The following is a 15,306-nucleotide window of genomic DNA, read 5'->3' as shown; positions in this document are numbered from 1 at the left end:
CTCAGTTCTCCTTGAACGGGAAGCCCAGGAGCTTGAGCAGCGCCCGGCCCTCGTCGTCGGTCGTGGCGGTCGTGACCACCGTGATGTCCATGCCCCGCTGGCGATCGATCTTGTCCTGGTCGATCTCGTGGAACACCGACTGCTCGGTCAGACCGAACGTGTAGTTGCCGTGCCCGTCGAGCTTGCGCCCGTCCAGGCCGCGGAAGTCGCGGATACGCGGCAGCGCGATGGACAGCAGCCGGTCCAGGAACTCCCACATCCGGTCGCCGCGCAGGGTGACCTTCGCGCCGATCGGCATGCCCTCACGCAGCTTGAACTGCGCGATGGACTTGGTCGCCTTCCGCACCTGCGGCTTCTGCCCGGTGATCGTGGCCAGGTCGCGGACCGCGCCGTCGATCAGCTTGGCGTCGCGAGCGGCCTCGCCCACACCCATGTTGACGACGATCTTGACCAGCCGCGGCACCTGCATGGGGTTGCCGTAGTTGTGCTGCTTCTGCAGCTCGGCCACGATCTCGTTGCGGTACCGCTCCTTGAGGCGCGGCATGGTCTTCGTTTCGGTAGCCGTGGTCATCACAGGTCCTTACCGGTGCTACGCGCGATGCGGACCTTCTGGCCGTTGTCGTCGATCCGGTAACCGACCCGGGTCGGCTTCCCGTCGGAGTCCACGACCTGCACGTTCGAGACGTGGATCGGGGCCTCCTGGGTGACGATGCCACCGGTCTTGGCGCCACGCTGGGTGGTGCTGATACGGGTGTGCTTCTTGACCCGGTTCACGCCCTCGACCAGGACCTTGTCCTGCCGCGGGTAGGCCGCGATGACCTTGCCCTTGGCACCCTTGTCCTTGCCGGCGATGACGACGACCGTGTCGCCCTTCTTGACCTTCACGGTCACAACACCTCCGGCGCGAGAGAGATGATCTTCATGAACCGCTTGTCCCGCAGCTCGCGACCCACCGGGCCGAAGATACGGGTACCGCGCGGGTCCCCGCCGTCCTTGATGATGACGGCGGCGTTCTCGTCGAAGCGGATGTACGACCCGTCCGGCCGCCGCCTCTCCTTGGCGGTGCGAACGACGACAGCCTTGACGACGTCGCCCTTCTTCACACCGGCACCGGGGATCGCGTCCTTGACGGTGGCCACGATGACGTCGCCGATGCTCGCGTAGCGCCGACCGGAGCCACCGAGAACCCGGATGCACAGGATCTCCCGGGCACCCGTGTTGTCGGCGACGCGCAGTCGCGACTCCTGCTGAATCACGTCTATCTCCTATGTCTGCCGGTTCTCCGGCCGCCCGGAGGCGGCCGGAGCCTGGCGGAACCTGCGCCCGACCTTGTCGGCCGAGCTCGAGCCTTCGCTACTTGGCCTTCTCGAGGATCTCCACGAGTCGCCACCGCTTGGTGGCGGAGAGCGGCCGGGTCTCCATGATCAGGACCCGGTCGCCGATCCCGGCGGAGTTCTGCTCGTCGTGCACCTTCAGCTTGCTGGTCCGGCGCATGATCTTGCCGTACAGCGCGTGCTTGACCCGGTCCTCGACCTCGACCACGACGGTCTTTTCCATCTTGTCGCTGACCACGAGGCCCTCACGCACCTTGCGGCGGGCCCGCGCGGCGGCGGTGGTGTTCTCGCTCATGATGCAGTCACCTCAGTCGGCGCGGCAGAGAGTCCCAGCTCGCGCTCACGCATGATCGTGTAGATCCGGGCGATCTCCCGACGGATGACCTGCAGCCGCCGGTTGTTGTCCAGCTGCCCGGTTGCGGCCTGCACGCGGAGGTTGAACAGCTCCGCCTTGGCCTCGCGCAGCTTCGTGACCAGCTCCTCTTCGGAGAGCTCACGCAGCTCGGAAGGCTTGACGCCAGCTGCCATCAGGATTCACCCACTTCGCGCGTAACAATGCGGCACTTCATCGGGAGCTTGTGGATCGCGCGACGCATCGCCTCTCGCGCGATCTGCTCGTTGGGGAAGGACATCTCGAAGAGAACCCGCCCCGGCTTGACGTTGGCGACCCACCACTCGGGCGAACCCTTACCGGAACCCATCCGGGTCTCGGCCGGCTTCTTGGTCAGCGCCTGGTCCGGGAAGATCGTGATCCAGACCTTGCCGCCACGCTTGATGTGACGGGTCATCGCGATACGCGCCGACTCGATCTGCCGGTTGGTCACGTACGCCGGCTCGAGAGCCTGGATCCCGAACTCGCCGAACACCACCCGGTTACCACCCTTGGACGCGCCGTGGCGGTCCGGGTGGTGCGGCTTGCGGAAGCCCTTCGGGGGCTTGCGCGGCATCAGCATCTGTCAGCCCTCCTGCTGCGTTTCTGCCGGCTGAGTGGCGGCCGCGGCGACAGCACCGGCGTCAACCGGCTCGCCGCTCGGCGTCTCGGCCTGCTGCGCGATGGTCGTCGCGGCAGCCCGGCCGGCCTCGGTGCCGCCGGCGGTCGTGCCGGACGAACCCGACCGGCCACGACGCGGCCGCTCGGGCCGGTCGCCGCGGTCACGGCGCGGACGGGACGGACCGGCCTCGGCCGGAGCCTCCCGGCCCGGGACGGCGTCGCCCTTGTAGATCCAGACCTTCACGCCGATCCGGCCGAAGGTGGTACGGGCCTCGAAGAAGCCGTACTCGATGTTGGCCCGCAGCGTGTGCAGCGGAACCCGACCCTCGCGGTAGAACTCGGTCCGGCTCATCTCGGCGCCGCCGAGACGACCCGAGACCTGCACCCGGATGCCCTTGCAGACCGGGTTCTTCATGGCCGACTGCATCGCCTTGCGCATCGCCCGACGGAAGCTGACCCGGCTGGACAGCTGCTCGGCCACGCCCTGGGCAACCAGCTGCGCGTCCGACTCGGGGTTCTTCACCTCGATGATGTTCAGCTGCACCTGCTTGCCGGTGAGCTTCTCGAGCTCGCCACGGATCCGGTCGGCCTCCGCACCCTTACGGCCGATGACGATGCCCGGCCGGGCGGTGTGGATGTCGACGCGGACCCGGTCCCGGGTGCGCTCGATGTCGACCTTCGAAATGCCGGCGCGCTCGAGGCCCTTGGACATCATCCGGCGGATCTTGACATCCTCGCCGATGTAGTCCTTGTAGAGCTTGTCCGCGAACCAGCGGGACTTCCAGTCGGTCGAGATGCCGAGCCGGAACCCAGTGGGGTGAACCTTCTGACCCATTACTCGGCACCCTCCGTCTTGCTCTCCGTCTCAGCGGCCTCGGCCTGCTTCGCCGGGGCGGCCTTCTTCGCCGTGGACTTCTTCGGCGCGGCCGCCGCGACCGCCTCGACCGCCACGGTGATGTGGCAGGTGCGCTTGCGGATCCGGTACGCCCGGCCCTGCGCCCGCGGCCGGAACCGCTTCATCGTCGGGCCCTCGTCGACGAACGCCTCGCTGACGAGCAGCGCATCGGGGTCCAGCCGCTCGTTGTTCTCCGCGTTGGCGATCGCGCTCGCGAGCACCTTGTACACCTGCTCGCTCGCAGCCTGCGGCGCGAACTGCAGCACCGTGAGCGCCTCCTTCGCGGGCAGGCCGCGGACGAGGTTGACCACCCGGCGCGCCTTCATCGGCGAGATGCGCACGTGCCGCGCAACCGCCCGCGCGCCCGGAAGCACCGGAGCGTCGCCCTTTCCTGGCATCGCTGTAACCCCTTGTTCCTCTATCCGTATGCCCGCGGCGTCAGCGCCGACGGCTCTTCCGGTCGTCCTTCTCGTGACCCTTGAACGTGCGGGTCAGCGCGAACTCGCCGAGCTTGTGCCCGACCATCGCCTCGGTCACGAACACCGGGACGTGCTTGCGTCCGTCGTGCACGGCGATCGTGTGACCCAGCATCTCCGGGATGATCGTCGAGCGCCGCGACCAGGTCTTGATGACGTTCTTCGAGCCCTTGTCGTTCTGCGTCTCCACCTTCTTGAGCAGGTGGTCGTCGACGAACGGGCCCTTCTTCAGGCTGCGAGGCATGTCTTATCTCCCTCAGCCGCGCTTACGCGTGGCGTAGCGGCGGCGGACGATCAGCCGGTCACTCGGCTGGCCCTTACGACGGGTGCGGCCCTCGGGCTTACCCTGCGGGTTGACCGGGTGGCGACCACCGGAGGTCTTACCCTCACCACCACCGTGCGGGTGGTCGACCGGGTTCATCGCGACACCACGGACGGTCGGGCGCTTGCCCTTCCACCGCATCCGGCCGGCCTTGCCCCAGTTGATGTTCGACTGGTCGGCGTTGCCGATCTCGCCGATGCTGGCGCGGCAGCGCACGTCGACCCGCCGGATCTCACCGGACGGCATGCGGAGGGTCGCGTACGCGCCCTCACGGCCGAGCAGCTGGATGCCGACGCCGGCCGAGCGGGCCAGCTTGGCGCCGCCGCCCGGACGCAGCTCCACGTTGTGGATGGTGGTACCGACCGGGATGTTGCGCAGCGGCAGGTTGTTGCCCGGCTTGATGTCGGCGCCCGGACCGGACTCGACGGCGTCGCCCTGCTTCAGGTCCTTCGGCGCGATGATGTACCGCTTCTCGCCGTCGGCGTAGTGCAGCAGCGCGATGCGCGCGGTGCGGTTCGGGTCGTACTCGATGTGGGCGACCTTCGCCGGCACGCCGTCCTTGTCGACCCGCTTGAAGTCGATCAGACGGTACTGACGCTTGTGACCGCCACCGTGGTGCCGCGTGGTGATCCGGCCGTGGGCGTTACGCCCGCCCTTCTTCGGCAGCGGAGCCAGCAGCGACTTCTCGGGCGTCGACCGGGTGATCTCGGCGAAGTCGGCGACGCTCGAGCCACGCCGGCCCGGCGTCGTCGGCTTGTATTTACGGATAGCCATTGTCTACACCCCTCAGCTGACCGGGCCGCCGAAGGCCTCGATACGGTCACCGTCAGCCAGCTTCACGATCGCCCGCTTGGTCGACTTGCGCTGACCGAAGCCGGTCTTGGTGCGCTTGCGCTTGCCCTCGCGGTTGAGCGTGTTGACCGTCAGGACGCGGACGTTGAAGATCTGCTGGATAGCGATCTTGATCTCGGTCTTGTTCGCGTCCGGGTGCACCAGGAAGGTGTACCAGTTCCGGTTCAGCTCGCTGTAGCTCTTCTCCGAGACGACCGGCGCGACGATGATGTCGCGCGGATCGGCGATCGTGCTCACTTGCCACCCTCCTCGGTGGTCTCGGCGGGAACACCCAGGAACTCGTCCAGGGCGTCCTTGGTGAAGACCACGTCGTCGGCCACCAGCACGTCGTACGTGTTGAGCTGGCCGGCCTCGATCAGGTGCACCCGCGGCTCGTTGCGCAGCGACACCCAGTTCAGCTCGTCGGTGCTGCTCAGCACGACCAGGACCCGACGGGCCTCGGTGAGCTTGGTCAGCGTGGCCAGTGCGGCCTTGGTCGACGGCTTCTCGCCCGAGACGAACGCCTCGACGACGTGCACCTGCCCGGCGCGGGCCCGGTCGGAGAGGGCGCCACGCAGAGCGGCGGCCTTCATCTTCTTCGGGGTCCGCTGGCTGTAGTCGCGCGGCACCGGGCCGTGGACCACGCCACCGCCGGCGAACTGCGGCGCGCGGATCGAGCCCTGGCGGGCACGACCGGTGCCCTTCTGCTTGTACGGCTTCTTGCCGCCGCCGGAGACCTCGCCCCGGGTCTTAGCCTTGTGCGTGCCCTGGCGGGCCGCCGCGAGCTGGGCCACCACGACCTGGTGCATCAGCGCGAGGTTGGCCTGCACGTCGAAGATGTCGGCCGGCAGCTCGACGGAGCCGCTCTTGGCGCCCTCGACGTTGCGGACGTCAACGGTGGTCACTTGGCCGCACCGCCCTTCTTCACCTTGGTCTTGGCCGCGGTACGGACCAGGACCAGCGCGCCCTTGGGGCCGGGGATGGCGCCACGGACGAGCAGGAGGTTGTTCTCGGTGTCGACCGCCTGGACGGTCAGGTTCTGGACGGTGTAGCGCACGCCACCCATCCGGCCCGCCATCCGGGTGCCCTTGAAGACGCGACCCGGGGTGGCGCAGGCGCCGATGGAGCCCGGCGAGCGGTGCTTGCGCTCCACACCGTGGCTGGCGCGCAGACCGTGGAAGCCGTGCCGCTTCATCGGGCCGGCGTAACCCTTGCCCTTGGTCTTGCCGGTGACGTCGATGGTGACGCCGGCCGGGAACTCCTCGACCGTGACCTCCTGGCCCAGCGAGTAGTCCGCGGCGTCCGCGGTGCGCAGCTCGACGATGTGCCGGCGCGGCGCCACGTCCGCCTTCGCGTAGTGCCCGCTGATCGGCTTCTTGACCTTGCGCGGGTCGATCGTGCCGTACGCCAGCTGGACCGCGGAGTAACCGTCCTTCTCGGCGCTACGAACCTGGCTGATGACGCAGGGGCCGGCCTGAACCACGGTCACGGGGACAATCTTGTTGTTGTCCCAGACCTGGGTCATGCCGAGCTTTGCGCCCAGGATCCCCTTGACTTGCCTGTCCATTTGTCCGGTCCCTACAGCTTGATCTCGATGTCGACGCCAGCCGGCAGGTCGAGGCGCATGAGCGAGTCGACCGTCTTCGGGGTCGGGTCGATGATGTCGATCAGACGCTTGTGCGTGCGCATCTCGAAGTGCTCGCGCGAGTCCTTGTACTTGTGCGGCGAGCGGATGACGCAGAAACGGTTGATCTCCGTGGGCAGCGGCACCGGGCCAGCGACCTGCGCCCCGGTACGCGTCACCGTCTCGACGATCTTCCGAGCCGAGGAGTCGACGACCTCGTGGTCATAGGCCTTGAGCCGGATGCGGATCTTCTGTCCCGCCATGGTGGCTTCTGTTCCTTCTCTCGATGCCGCTGTGTTGCGGGCACCTGTGCCGGCTGGCACAGGCCCACTTCCGCCGACCCCCGCGGTCGGGCGTGTCGCGCCCTCGGACCAGGCTCCGCCCCGGGACTCCGGAGCGAATCTCTGACCACGCGGTGGGTCATGGCGCCGATCGCGAATCCGCGACCTGGACGCCGTGCGAGGGTGGTTGACCGCCTGGGGCGATCAACCACCCTACGCGCGACTGTTCGTCTCCCGGAGGTCCAGCATTCACCGGACGCAGGTGACTAACCGTCGTTACGCAACCTGACTAGTATGCCGTACGACCGACGGCGACGCTAATCGGGGTTACCCAGCTCACTTGATGATGTTGGTGACGCGACCCGCGCCGACCGTACGGCCACCCTCCCGGATCGCGAACTTGAGGTTTTCCTCCATCGCGATGGGCTGGATCAGCTTCACGGTCATCGTGGTGTTGTCGCCCGGCATGACCATCTCGGTGCCCTCGGGCAGCGTGACGACGCCGGTGACGTCCGTGGTCCGGAAGTAGAACTGCGGACGGTAGTTCTGGAAGAACGGGGTGTGCCGGCCGCCCTCCTCCTTGGAGAGGATGTAGACCGTCGCCTCGAACTCGGTGTGCGGGGTGCTGGTGCCCGGCTTGACGACCACCATGCCGCGCTCGACGTCCTCGCGCTTGATGCCACGCAGCAGCAGACCGACGTTCTCACCCGCGCGGGCCTCGTCGAGCAGCTTGCGGAACATCTCGATGCCGGTGCAGGTGGTCTTCATCGACTTCTCGCGGATGCCGACGATCTCCACCTCCTCGTTCGGCTTGAGGATGCCACGCTCGGCGCGACCGGTGACGACGGTGCCACGACCGGTGATCGTGAAGACGTCCTCGATCGGCATGAGGAACGGCTTCTCGGTCTCGCGCTCCGGCTGCGGGATCGCGGTGTCGACGGCGTTCATCAGGTCCATGAGCTTGTCGGTCCACTCGGGGTCACCCTCGAGGGCCTTCAGCGCCGAGACCCGGACGACCGGCAGGTCGTCACCCGGGTACTCCTGCGCCGACAGCAGCTCGCGGACCTCGAGCTCGACGAGCTCCAGGAGTTCCTCGTCGTCGACCATGTCGCTCTTGTTGAGCGCCACGACGATGTAGGGCACACCGACCTGGCGGGCCAGCAGCACGTGCTCGCGGGTCTGCGGCATCGGGCCGTCGGTCGCCGCGACCACCAGGATCGCGCCGTCCATCTGCGCGGCACCGGTGATCATGTTCTTGATGTAGTCGGCGTGACCGGGGCAGTCGACGTGCGCGTAGTGCCGCGCCTCGGTCTGGTACTCGACGTGTGCGATCGAGATCGTGATACCGCGGGCCTTCTCCTCCGGCGCCTTGTCGATCTCGTCGAAAGGCGTGTAGGGGTTGACATCCGGGTACCTGTCGTGCAGGACCTTGGTGATGGCCGCCGTCAGCGTCGTCTTACCGTGGTCGATGTGACCAATGGTGCCGATGTTGACGTGCGGCTTAGTCCGCTCGAACTTCGCCTTCGCCACTGGTGTCCTCCTGTGGACTTCTTGGTTCGTACGCCCGGCGCGCCGGTCGGCGCTTAGGACTCTGTCGACAGCCTTTCCGGCCTGACGGCCGGAGAGCTTTTGTGGGTTCTGCGGCGATGAAGCCTACAGGCCCGGTCTCACGCAATCCGATCGTGGTGGCCGCGGGCGGGGAAACCCTCCCGCGACCAGCCACCGATCATCGGATCAACTCAGGTGAGGTCACTCACCCGTCGCCTTGGCGATGATCTCCTTCGCCACGCTCTGCGGAACCTCGGCGTAGGAGTCGAACTGCATGCTGTAGCTAGCCCGGCCCTGGGTCTTCGACCGCAGGTCGCCGACGTAGCCGAACATCTCCGACAACGGCACCAGGGCCCGGACGATGCGGGCGCCGCTGCGCTCCTCCATCGCCTGGATGATGCCGCGGCGGGAGTTGAGGTCGCCGATGACGTCACCCATGTTCTCCTCAGGAGTGGTGACTTCAACGGCCATCATCGGCTCGAGCAGTGCGGGGTCGGCCTTGCGGGCCGCCTCCTTCATCACCATCGAGCCGGCGATCTTGAATGCCATTTCCGACGAGTCGACCTCGTGGTACTGGCCGTCCAGCAGCGTCAGCTTGACACCCACCAGCGGGAAGCCGGCGAGAATGCCGTACTGCATCGCGTCCTGGGCACCCGCGTCCACCGAAGGGATGAACTCCCGGGGGATGCGGCCACCGGTGACGGCGTTCGCGAACTCGTAGGTCGGCGAGTCGTTGTCCAGCGGCAGCGGCTCGATGCTCACGATCACGCGGGCGTACTGGCCGGAACCACCGGTCTGCTTCTTGTGGGTGTACTCGACCTTCTCCACCTTGCGGCGGATCGTCTCGCGGTACGCCACCTGCGGCTTACCGATGTTCGCCTCGACGTTGAACTCGCGGCGCATCCGGTCGACCAGGATGTCCAAGTGCAGCTCGCCCATGCCGGAGATGACCGTCTGACCGGTCTCCTCGTCCAGCTTGACGCGGAAGGTCGGGTCCTCCTCGGCCAGCCGCTGGATGGCCGTGCCCAGCTTCTCCTGGTCGGCCTTGGTCTTCGGCTCGATCGCCACCGAGATGACCGGCTCGGGGAAGGTCATCGACTCCAGGATCACCGGGTTCGCCGGGTCGCAGAGCGTGTCACCGGTGGTGGTCTGCTTGAGACCCTGCACCGCGATGATGTCGCCAGCCTGGGCCGAGCCGCGCTCTTCCCGCTTGTTGGCGTGCATCTGGTAGATCTTGCCGATCCGCTCCTTCCGGTCCTTGGTGGAGTTGACCACCTGAGATCCGGAGTCGAGCGTGCCGGAGTAGACCCGCACGTAGGTGAGCTTGCCGAGGTGCTTGTCGGTCTGGATCTTGAAGGCGAGGCCGGAGAACGGCTCGTTCTTCGACGGCTTCCGCTGCAGCGGAGTCTCGCCGTCGGTGGCCGTACCCTCGATCGCCGGGACGTCCAGCGGCGACGGCAGGAAGTCGACGACGGCGTCGAGCATGGGCTGGACGCCCTTGTTCTTGAACGCCGAGCCGCAGAGCACCGGGTTGGCCTTGCTGGCGATGGTGGCGCGCCGGATGGCGGCCTTGATCTCCGCGACGGAGACCTCCTCGCCCTCCAGGTACTTCTCCATCACCGCGTCGTCGACGTCGGCCAGGGTCTCCACCAGCTTCTCGCGCCACTCGGCCGCGGAGTCGGCCAGCTCGGCCGGGATCTCCTCGATGGCGTAGTCCTCACCCTTCTGGGTCTCCCCGCGCCAGGTGAGCGCCTTCATTTCGATCAGGTCCACGACACCGATGTGGTCGCCCTCGAGCCCGATCGGGATCTGGAGCACCAGCGGGGTGGCGTTGAGCCGGTCGATCATCATCTGCACGCAGCGGAAGAAGTCGGCACCGGTCCGGTCGAGCTTGTTGACGAAGCACATCCGGGGAACGTGGTACTTGTCGGCCTGACGCCAGACGTTCTCCGTCTGCGGCTCCACGCCGGCGACACCGTCGTAGACAGCAACCGCACCATCCAGCACCCGCAGCGACCGCTCGACCTCGACCGTGAAGTCGACGTGACCGGGCGTGTCGATGATCTGGATCGTGTGGCCCTTCCACTCACACTTGGTAGCAGCGGAGGTGATGGTGATACCACGCTCCTGCTCCTGCTCCATCCAGTCCATGACGGCAGCACCCTCGTGGACCTCACCGATCTTGTACGTGATACCGGTGTAGAACAGGATCCGCTCGGTGGTCGTGGTCTTACCGGCATCGATGTGCGCCATGATGCCGATGTTGCGTACGTTGGCGAGCGCGTCTGCGGCGGCCACTTCAATCCCTACTTATCGTCGTCTCGACACAACTGGTGGCGGTTCCGGCGCCTCGTGGGCGCCGGAACCAGGGTGTTACCAGCGGTAGTGCGCGAAGGCCTTGTTGGACTCGGCCATCTTGTGCGTGTCCTCGCGCCGCTTGACGGCGGCACCCAGACCGTTGCTCGCGTCCAGCAGCTCGTTCATCAGCCGCTCGACCATGGTCTTCTCGCGCCGGGCCTTGGAGTAGGTCACCAGCCAGCGCAGCCCGAGGGTGGTGGCCCGGGCCGGACGGACCTCGACCGGCACCTGGTAGGTCGCGCCACCGACACGGCGGCTGCGGACCTCGAGGGTCGGCTTGACGTTGTCCATCGCCCGCTTCAGGGTGACGACCGGGTCGGTGCCGCTCTTCTCGCGGCAGCCCTCCAGGGCGGCGTACACGATGCGCTCGGCGAGCTGACGCTTGCCGCGCATCAGGATCTTGTTCACCAGCTGGGTGACCAGAGGCGAGTTGTACACCGGGTCAGCGACGAGCGGCTTCCGCGGAGCGGGTCCCTTACGCGGCATGTCAGCTCTTCTCCTTCTTCGCGCCGTACCGGCTGCGCGCCTGCTTGCGGTTGCGGACACCCTGGGTGTCCAGCGAACCGCGGACGATCTTGTACCGCACGCCGGGGAGGTCCTTCACCCGGCCGCCGCGGACGAGCACGATCGAGTGCTCCTGCAGGTTGTGACCGACGCCCGGGATGTAGGCGGTCACTTCGATCTGGCTGCTGAGCTTGACACGAGCGACCTTGCGGAGCGCCGAGTTCGGCTTCTTCGGGGTGGTGGTGTACACACGGGTGCACACACCGCGCCGCTGGGGCGAACCCTTCAGCGCCGGGGTCTTCGTCTTGGTCGTCTTGGCCTGGCGGCCCTTTCGGACCAGCTGCTGGATGGTGGGCACCGGGTTTCTCCGCTCCCTTCGGCCGCTGCGAGGCGACCGCGCCGTCTGCTCGTAGCCGGCCTGATGGACGGCTCTCGTACCTTCCAACCGGGACCACCTGGTGGTGGTCCCAGCACCCGCGGTCGGGCGTGTCGCCCGGATCACGGTCCCGATGCCGCCGCTCGCGCGTCGTACCGGGTGTGTCCCCGGCACACGGATCACCGAACGCCGGATCTTTGGCTTTGATCGTGCTCCGCGCGATCACCGGGTGGACCGGTTCCAGCGCACGCACGCATTGCCCGGGCTGGCCCGGGCACAAGGGGAAAGAGTACCTACCACAGCCGCGCAGGTCAAAACGGAGCGGTCCGGGAGAACTGCGTCGCAGCCCGCCGGTCGGACCCGTCATGCCTGCCCACCCGCAATGGGCACCTACGGTTACAAGTGTACCGGCTTCCCCACCGGGCGGCCCGGCGGCCCCGGTACCGCCCGGGGGCCGAACCCGCAGGTCCGCCCGGCCGTCGAGGTCACGGACGCGCCCGACCGAAAGGTGACTCCGGTCACATCAACTGGAAGGCCAGCGCCAGGCCGAGCCCGAGCAGGCTGAGCAGCAACCCCGCCCCGCCGCAGCTCAGGCCAGCGACGGCGAGCCCGTTGCCGGTGAAGTGGACCGCGGGCGGCGGCGCCGGCCGGCGGATCTGCCGGCGGGCCAGCAGACCGGCGACGATCGCGGCCGTCCCGGCCAGCGCGCCGAGCACGGTGAACGCCCCGGCGGCCCAGGCGCCGCCGTAGTCCGGGCCGGCGAGCCCGAAGCAGAACACCAGGAGCGAGACTCCGATGGCGGCGATGCCGGTCACCAGCGACCCGACTGCCAATCCCGAGGTCACCGGCGGCACGTCCAGGTGGACCACGCCGAAGGGCGTGCCGGGGACCGGGTCGACCCGCTTCGGCGGGCGGGCCGGCTCGCGCGGGGGCGGCGGCACCGGCCCGGGCCGGGGACCGACCGCCGGCGGCATCGGCCCCCAACCGACACCGGGCGGCGGCGCGGCACCGGGGAAGCCGGGCGCGTGGGGGTACCCCGGCGCCCCCGGCCAACCTGCCGGCGGCTGCTGGTGCCCCGGGACGGGCCCGTACGACGTACCGGCCGGTGGCGCCGACCAGGGCTGCTGACCCGGCGTGGAGCCGGGCGACCAGCCTCCGGGGTACGCCTCCTGCTGGCCGGCGGACGGCGCGGACGGCCGGGCCGGCGGCGGCGCGTACCCGACGGTGGCGACCTCCGGCGGCGCGCTCGGCCCCTCGTCGATCTCGGCGCCCGGCGCGGCCCACGGGCTGGTCGGGCCCGCCTCCGGAGCGGACTCGACCGGCGCGGACCCGGGACGGTCCGGACCGGACCGGATCGGCTCGCCGCCCGACGGTGCGGCCGGTTCCGTCACGAGGTCCTCCTGTCGACGCGCCTCGCCCACCGCGGCGCGGCGGACACCGGCCAGGCTACCGTCGCCGCCCCCGCCGGCGGGCCCGGGCGCGGGCGCCTCCCCCTGCGGCGGTCAGTCGACGTTCGGGGCGTAGTCGTGCCCGAAGGGGGCGTCGGCGAGCCGGACCACCCCGATCACCACCGCCGCCACCACCGCCACGGCCGCCAGCACCAGGCCGGTCCAGGCCAGCCGCTCCCCACGCCGCAGCCGGTCCCCGCCGGTCAGGAAGCCACCCGAGGCGAACGCCTCCCGACGGGCCTGCCTGGCGAGCTGGAGGGCGATCGTCGACGGCACCACCCCACCGACGAAGAGCCCAGTCAGCGCCCCGATCAGGCCCAGGGCGAAGACCGCGCGGGCCTTCGTCGACCGGGTCGGCTCAGGATCGAGCGGATGGCGCGGCCCGTGCTGGGCGACGGGTGCCGGCCCGGGTGCGGTCGTCATGTCCCCCATCATGCCCCGCCGGCCCGGCCGGCGACCCGGACCCGTCCGTCCGCTCCACCGCCGGACCCGCGCCGTCAGCCGGCGTGAACCGCTCTGCCCGCAGCAACAGCAGCGCCGCCAGCACCACCACCGCGGCCTCGGTGAGGAGGAGTGCGCGGTAGTCGAGCACCCCGATGAGGTACGCCCCGAGCCCGATCGACGCGGTCTGGGGAACGGTGGTGGCCACCTCGAAGCCGGCGTACACCCGGCCCTGGAGCTGTGCGGGCGCGCTGCGTTGGAGGAGGGTGAGCAGGGCGATCGCCATGACGGTCAGACCGGCCCCGGAGCAGACCCGACCGGCCAGCACCACGCCGAGCACCGGAGGGGCGGCCAGCGCCGCGCCGACCGCCCAGCAGAGGAAGGCCACCGCAGCGACCCGGATCTCGCCGAACCGGCGGACCGCCGCCGCACTGCCCAGCCCCCCGAGGACCGCACCGAGGCCCTGCGCCGCCTGGAGCACGCCGAGGAACTCCGGAGGCCGTCCGAGTCCGCGATCCACTACGGCGTACGCGGTCGACTCGGCGAAGCCGAGCACCAGAGCGAGCAGCACGGTCGCGAGCACCACCCGGCGGAGCACCGGGTGGCCGGTCAGGTGCCGAAGGCCGGCCGCCGCCTCGCCCGACCAGTGCCGCAGGAAGCCACCCGCGCGGACCGCCCGATCGGGTGCCGGGTCCGGCACCCGCAGAAAGAGCAGCAGCGCCGCCGCGGCGACGAAGGTCACCATGTCCAGCACCGCCACCGCCACCCCGCCGAGCAGCGCGTACAGGCCGGCACCGGCGAGCGGGGCGAGCAGGCGCAGGCTCTCCTGGATGGTGCGCAGCAACGCGTTCGCGTCGGCCAGCAGCTCCTCCGGAAGCAGGTTCACCAGCAGGGCGGACTGGGCTGGCGCGATGACCAGATTGAGGCAGCCGTAGAGGAACATCACCGCGTAGATCAGGCCGACCTGGTCCGGGCCGCGGACGGCCAGCAGCGGCAGCAGGATCGCCGCGCCGGCCAGATTGGCGGCGACCAGCAGGCGGCGGCGCGGCAGCCGGTCGGCGAGCAGCCCGGCCAGGGGCGCCAGCAGCGCGGGCGCGGTGAAGAAGAGGAACGTCAGGCCGGCCGCGCCGTTGCTGCCGGTCAGCTCCTTCACCCAGATCCCGCAGGCCAGCCACATCGAGCTGTCCCCGACCAGGGAAAGGGTCTGCCCGGTGAGGTAGCGCCGGGCCTGCCGGTCAGCCAGCAGTCGACGGGTCGACATCCGACGCCTCCGGGGGCTCGACGGGATACCCGAAGAAGAGCAGCTCGACCGGGCGCGATCCGGCCGGACGGGCATCGGCGTCGGTGCGGCGCCCGTCGAAGCGGGCGGTGAAACCGGCGACCAGCTCCCGGTAGGCCCCGACGAACTCGGCCAGCTCGTCGGCGGTGAGATGGAAGAGATGCTGCTGCCCGGTGGCGGCCCGGTACCACTCGCGGGGGTAGGTGGGGGCGTCGTCGACGAAGCGGCGCAGTCGTTGGAAGTACCGGTCGAGCAGCACCCGGTCGAGCGCCTGGGAGGCGCGGGTCCAGTCGGGGTCTTCGGGGCGGGCCGGCGCGGACCAGCCGCGCCGGGTCAGCCGCCAGGGCCGCGCCCGCCCCCGGCCGCCGCCTGCCTCCTCGACGAAGCCGTAGCGGGCCAACTGCCGGAGGTGGAACGAGCAGGTGGTCGAGCTCTCCCCGATCAGCTCGCCCGCCTGGGTGGCGGTCAGCGGACCGGCACCGAGGGCCTCGATCAGGGCCAGTCGTACGGGATGGCTGAGCGCCCGCAACTCCCGGGCGTCAGTGAGGGTGCGTTGTTCCTCGCTCTCCATGACGTCGAGACTACTCTCTCGAGAGAG

General features: G+C 69.2%; 22 protein-coding genes. All 22 read right to left on the bottom strand.

What is annotated here, in order from left to right; all coding sequences use genetic code 11:
* Window position 1: 1 nt before the first annotated feature.
* The 22 genes from rplE to OG799_RS32505 all read right to left on the bottom strand — a co-directional run bounded on the left by rplE (window position 2) and on the right by OG799_RS32505 (window position 15,279).
* The gene (rplE, locus tag OG799_RS32610; RefSeq protein WP_200206266.1) at window positions 2-571 is read right to left on the bottom strand and encodes a 50S ribosomal protein L5; all 570 of its coding nucleotides are present in this window, start codon (window positions 569-571) and stop codon (window positions 2-4) included.
* Window positions 571-891, bottom strand: coding sequence for a 50S ribosomal protein L24 (rplX, locus tag OG799_RS32605; protein ID WP_200206264.1), 321 nt, complete (start codon window positions 889-891; stop codon window positions 571-573). Before rplX ends, rplE begins: the two co-directional genes overlap by 1 nt.
* The gene (gene rplN / locus OG799_RS32600) at window positions 888-1,256 is read right to left on the bottom strand and encodes a 50S ribosomal protein L14 (RefSeq protein ID WP_007465279.1); all 369 of its coding nucleotides are present in this window, start codon (window positions 1,254-1,256) and stop codon (window positions 888-890) included. The genes rplX and rplN overlap by 4 nt, the downstream gene beginning before the upstream one ends.
* Window positions 1,257-1,353: 97 nt before the next feature.
* Window positions 1,354-1,629 (bottom strand): 30S ribosomal protein S17, encoded by a 276-nt coding sequence (gene rpsQ, locus OG799_RS32595; RefSeq protein ID WP_091262798.1) that lies wholly within the window; start codon window positions 1,627-1,629, stop codon window positions 1,354-1,356.
* Window positions 1,626-1,862: a 50S ribosomal protein L29 gene (gene rpmC / locus OG799_RS32590; RefSeq protein ID WP_013288628.1), complete on the bottom strand. Its 237-nt coding sequence runs from the start codon at window positions 1,860-1,862 to the stop codon at window positions 1,626-1,628. The genes rpsQ and rpmC overlap by 4 nt, the downstream gene beginning before the upstream one ends.
* The gene (gene rplP, locus OG799_RS32585) at window positions 1,862-2,287 is read right to left on the bottom strand and encodes a 50S ribosomal protein L16 (RefSeq protein WP_073834927.1); all 426 of its coding nucleotides are present in this window, start codon (window positions 2,285-2,287) and stop codon (window positions 1,862-1,864) included. The genes rpmC and rplP overlap by 1 nt, the downstream gene beginning before the upstream one ends.
* Window positions 2,288-2,290: 3 nt before the next feature.
* Complete coding sequence (rpsC, locus tag OG799_RS32580; protein ID WP_406040705.1) at window positions 2,291-3,160, bottom strand: 30S ribosomal protein S3; 870 nt, start codon at window positions 3,158-3,160, stop codon at window positions 2,291-2,293.
* On the bottom strand, window positions 3,160-3,618 hold the full coding sequence (gene rplV / locus OG799_RS32575; RefSeq protein WP_406040703.1) for a 50S ribosomal protein L22: 459 nt from the start codon (window positions 3,616-3,618) through the stop codon (window positions 3,160-3,162). The genes rpsC and rplV overlap by 1 nt, the downstream gene beginning before the upstream one ends.
* 40 nt (window positions 3,619-3,658) lie before the next feature.
* Window positions 3,659-3,940, bottom strand: coding sequence for a 30S ribosomal protein S19 (gene rpsS, locus OG799_RS32570; RefSeq protein WP_007073032.1), 282 nt, complete (start codon window positions 3,938-3,940; stop codon window positions 3,659-3,661).
* 12 nt (window positions 3,941-3,952) lie between these two features.
* A complete protein-coding gene (rplB, locus tag OG799_RS32565) occupies window positions 3,953-4,792 on the bottom strand; it encodes a 50S ribosomal protein L2 (protein WP_046567215.1) in 840 nt (279 codons plus the stop codon).
* Between the two features lie 12 nt (window positions 4,793-4,804).
* Window positions 4,805-5,107, bottom strand: coding sequence for a 50S ribosomal protein L23 (gene rplW / locus OG799_RS32560; protein ID WP_091317975.1), 303 nt, complete (start codon window positions 5,105-5,107; stop codon window positions 4,805-4,807).
* Window positions 5,104-5,754 (bottom strand): 50S ribosomal protein L4, encoded by a 651-nt coding sequence (rplD, locus tag OG799_RS32555; RefSeq protein ID WP_406040699.1) that lies wholly within the window; start codon window positions 5,752-5,754, stop codon window positions 5,104-5,106. The genes rplW and rplD overlap by 4 nt, the downstream gene beginning before the upstream one ends.
* Window positions 5,751-6,416: a 50S ribosomal protein L3 gene (gene rplC, locus OG799_RS32550; RefSeq protein WP_406040697.1), complete on the bottom strand. Its 666-nt coding sequence runs from the start codon at window positions 6,414-6,416 to the stop codon at window positions 5,751-5,753. The genes rplD and rplC overlap by 4 nt, the downstream gene beginning before the upstream one ends.
* A gap of 11 nt (window positions 6,417-6,427) precedes the next feature.
* Window positions 6,428-6,736, bottom strand: a complete 309-nt coding sequence (rpsJ, locus tag OG799_RS32545) for a 30S ribosomal protein S10 (RefSeq protein WP_007073037.1) — start codon at window positions 6,734-6,736, stop codon at window positions 6,428-6,430.
* Between the two features lie 354 nt (window positions 6,737-7,090).
* The gene (gene tuf, locus OG799_RS32540; RefSeq protein ID WP_406040695.1) at window positions 7,091-8,284 is read right to left on the bottom strand and encodes an elongation factor Tu; all 1,194 of its coding nucleotides are present in this window, start codon (window positions 8,282-8,284) and stop codon (window positions 7,091-7,093) included.
* A 219-nt stretch (window positions 8,285-8,503) separates the two neighbouring features.
* On the bottom strand, window positions 8,504-10,600 hold the full coding sequence (gene fusA / locus OG799_RS32535) for an elongation factor G (protein ID WP_406040693.1): 2,097 nt from the start codon (window positions 10,598-10,600) through the stop codon (window positions 8,504-8,506).
* A 75-nt stretch (window positions 10,601-10,675) separates the two neighbouring features.
* Complete coding sequence (rpsG, locus tag OG799_RS32530; RefSeq protein ID WP_088647009.1) at window positions 10,676-11,146, bottom strand: 30S ribosomal protein S7; 471 nt, start codon at window positions 11,144-11,146, stop codon at window positions 10,676-10,678.
* Window position 11,147: 1 nt separating this feature from the next.
* On the bottom strand, window positions 11,148-11,522 hold the full coding sequence (rpsL, locus tag OG799_RS32525) for a 30S ribosomal protein S12 (protein ID WP_007465318.1): 375 nt from the start codon (window positions 11,520-11,522) through the stop codon (window positions 11,148-11,150).
* 536 nt (window positions 11,523-12,058) lie between these two features.
* Window positions 12,059-12,514: a hypothetical protein gene (locus OG799_RS32520; RefSeq protein ID WP_406046475.1), complete on the bottom strand. Its 456-nt coding sequence runs from the start codon at window positions 12,512-12,514 to the stop codon at window positions 12,059-12,061.
* A gap of 528 nt (window positions 12,515-13,042) precedes the next feature.
* Window positions 13,043-13,411: a hypothetical protein gene (locus OG799_RS32515; protein WP_406040690.1), complete on the bottom strand. Its 369-nt coding sequence runs from the start codon at window positions 13,409-13,411 to the stop codon at window positions 13,043-13,045.
* Window positions 13,347-14,690 (bottom strand): MFS transporter, encoded by a 1,344-nt coding sequence (locus OG799_RS32510; protein ID WP_406040688.1) that lies wholly within the window; start codon window positions 14,688-14,690, stop codon window positions 13,347-13,349. Before OG799_RS32510 ends, OG799_RS32515 begins: the two co-directional genes overlap by 65 nt.
* A complete protein-coding gene (locus OG799_RS32505; RefSeq protein ID WP_406040686.1) occupies window positions 14,665-15,279 on the bottom strand; it encodes a helix-turn-helix domain-containing protein in 615 nt (204 codons plus the stop codon). The genes OG799_RS32510 and OG799_RS32505 overlap by 26 nt, the downstream gene beginning before the upstream one ends.
* Between the last annotated feature and the right edge of the window lie 27 nt (window positions 15,280-15,306).

This window comes from Micromonospora sp. NBC_00898 (assembly GCF_045207895.1).
Classification (GTDB): domain Bacteria; phylum Actinomycetota; class Actinomycetes; order Mycobacteriales; family Micromonosporaceae; genus Micromonospora.
The sequence above is the reverse complement of the archived record's forward strand: the minus strand, read 5'-3'. Positions and strand labels throughout refer to the sequence as shown.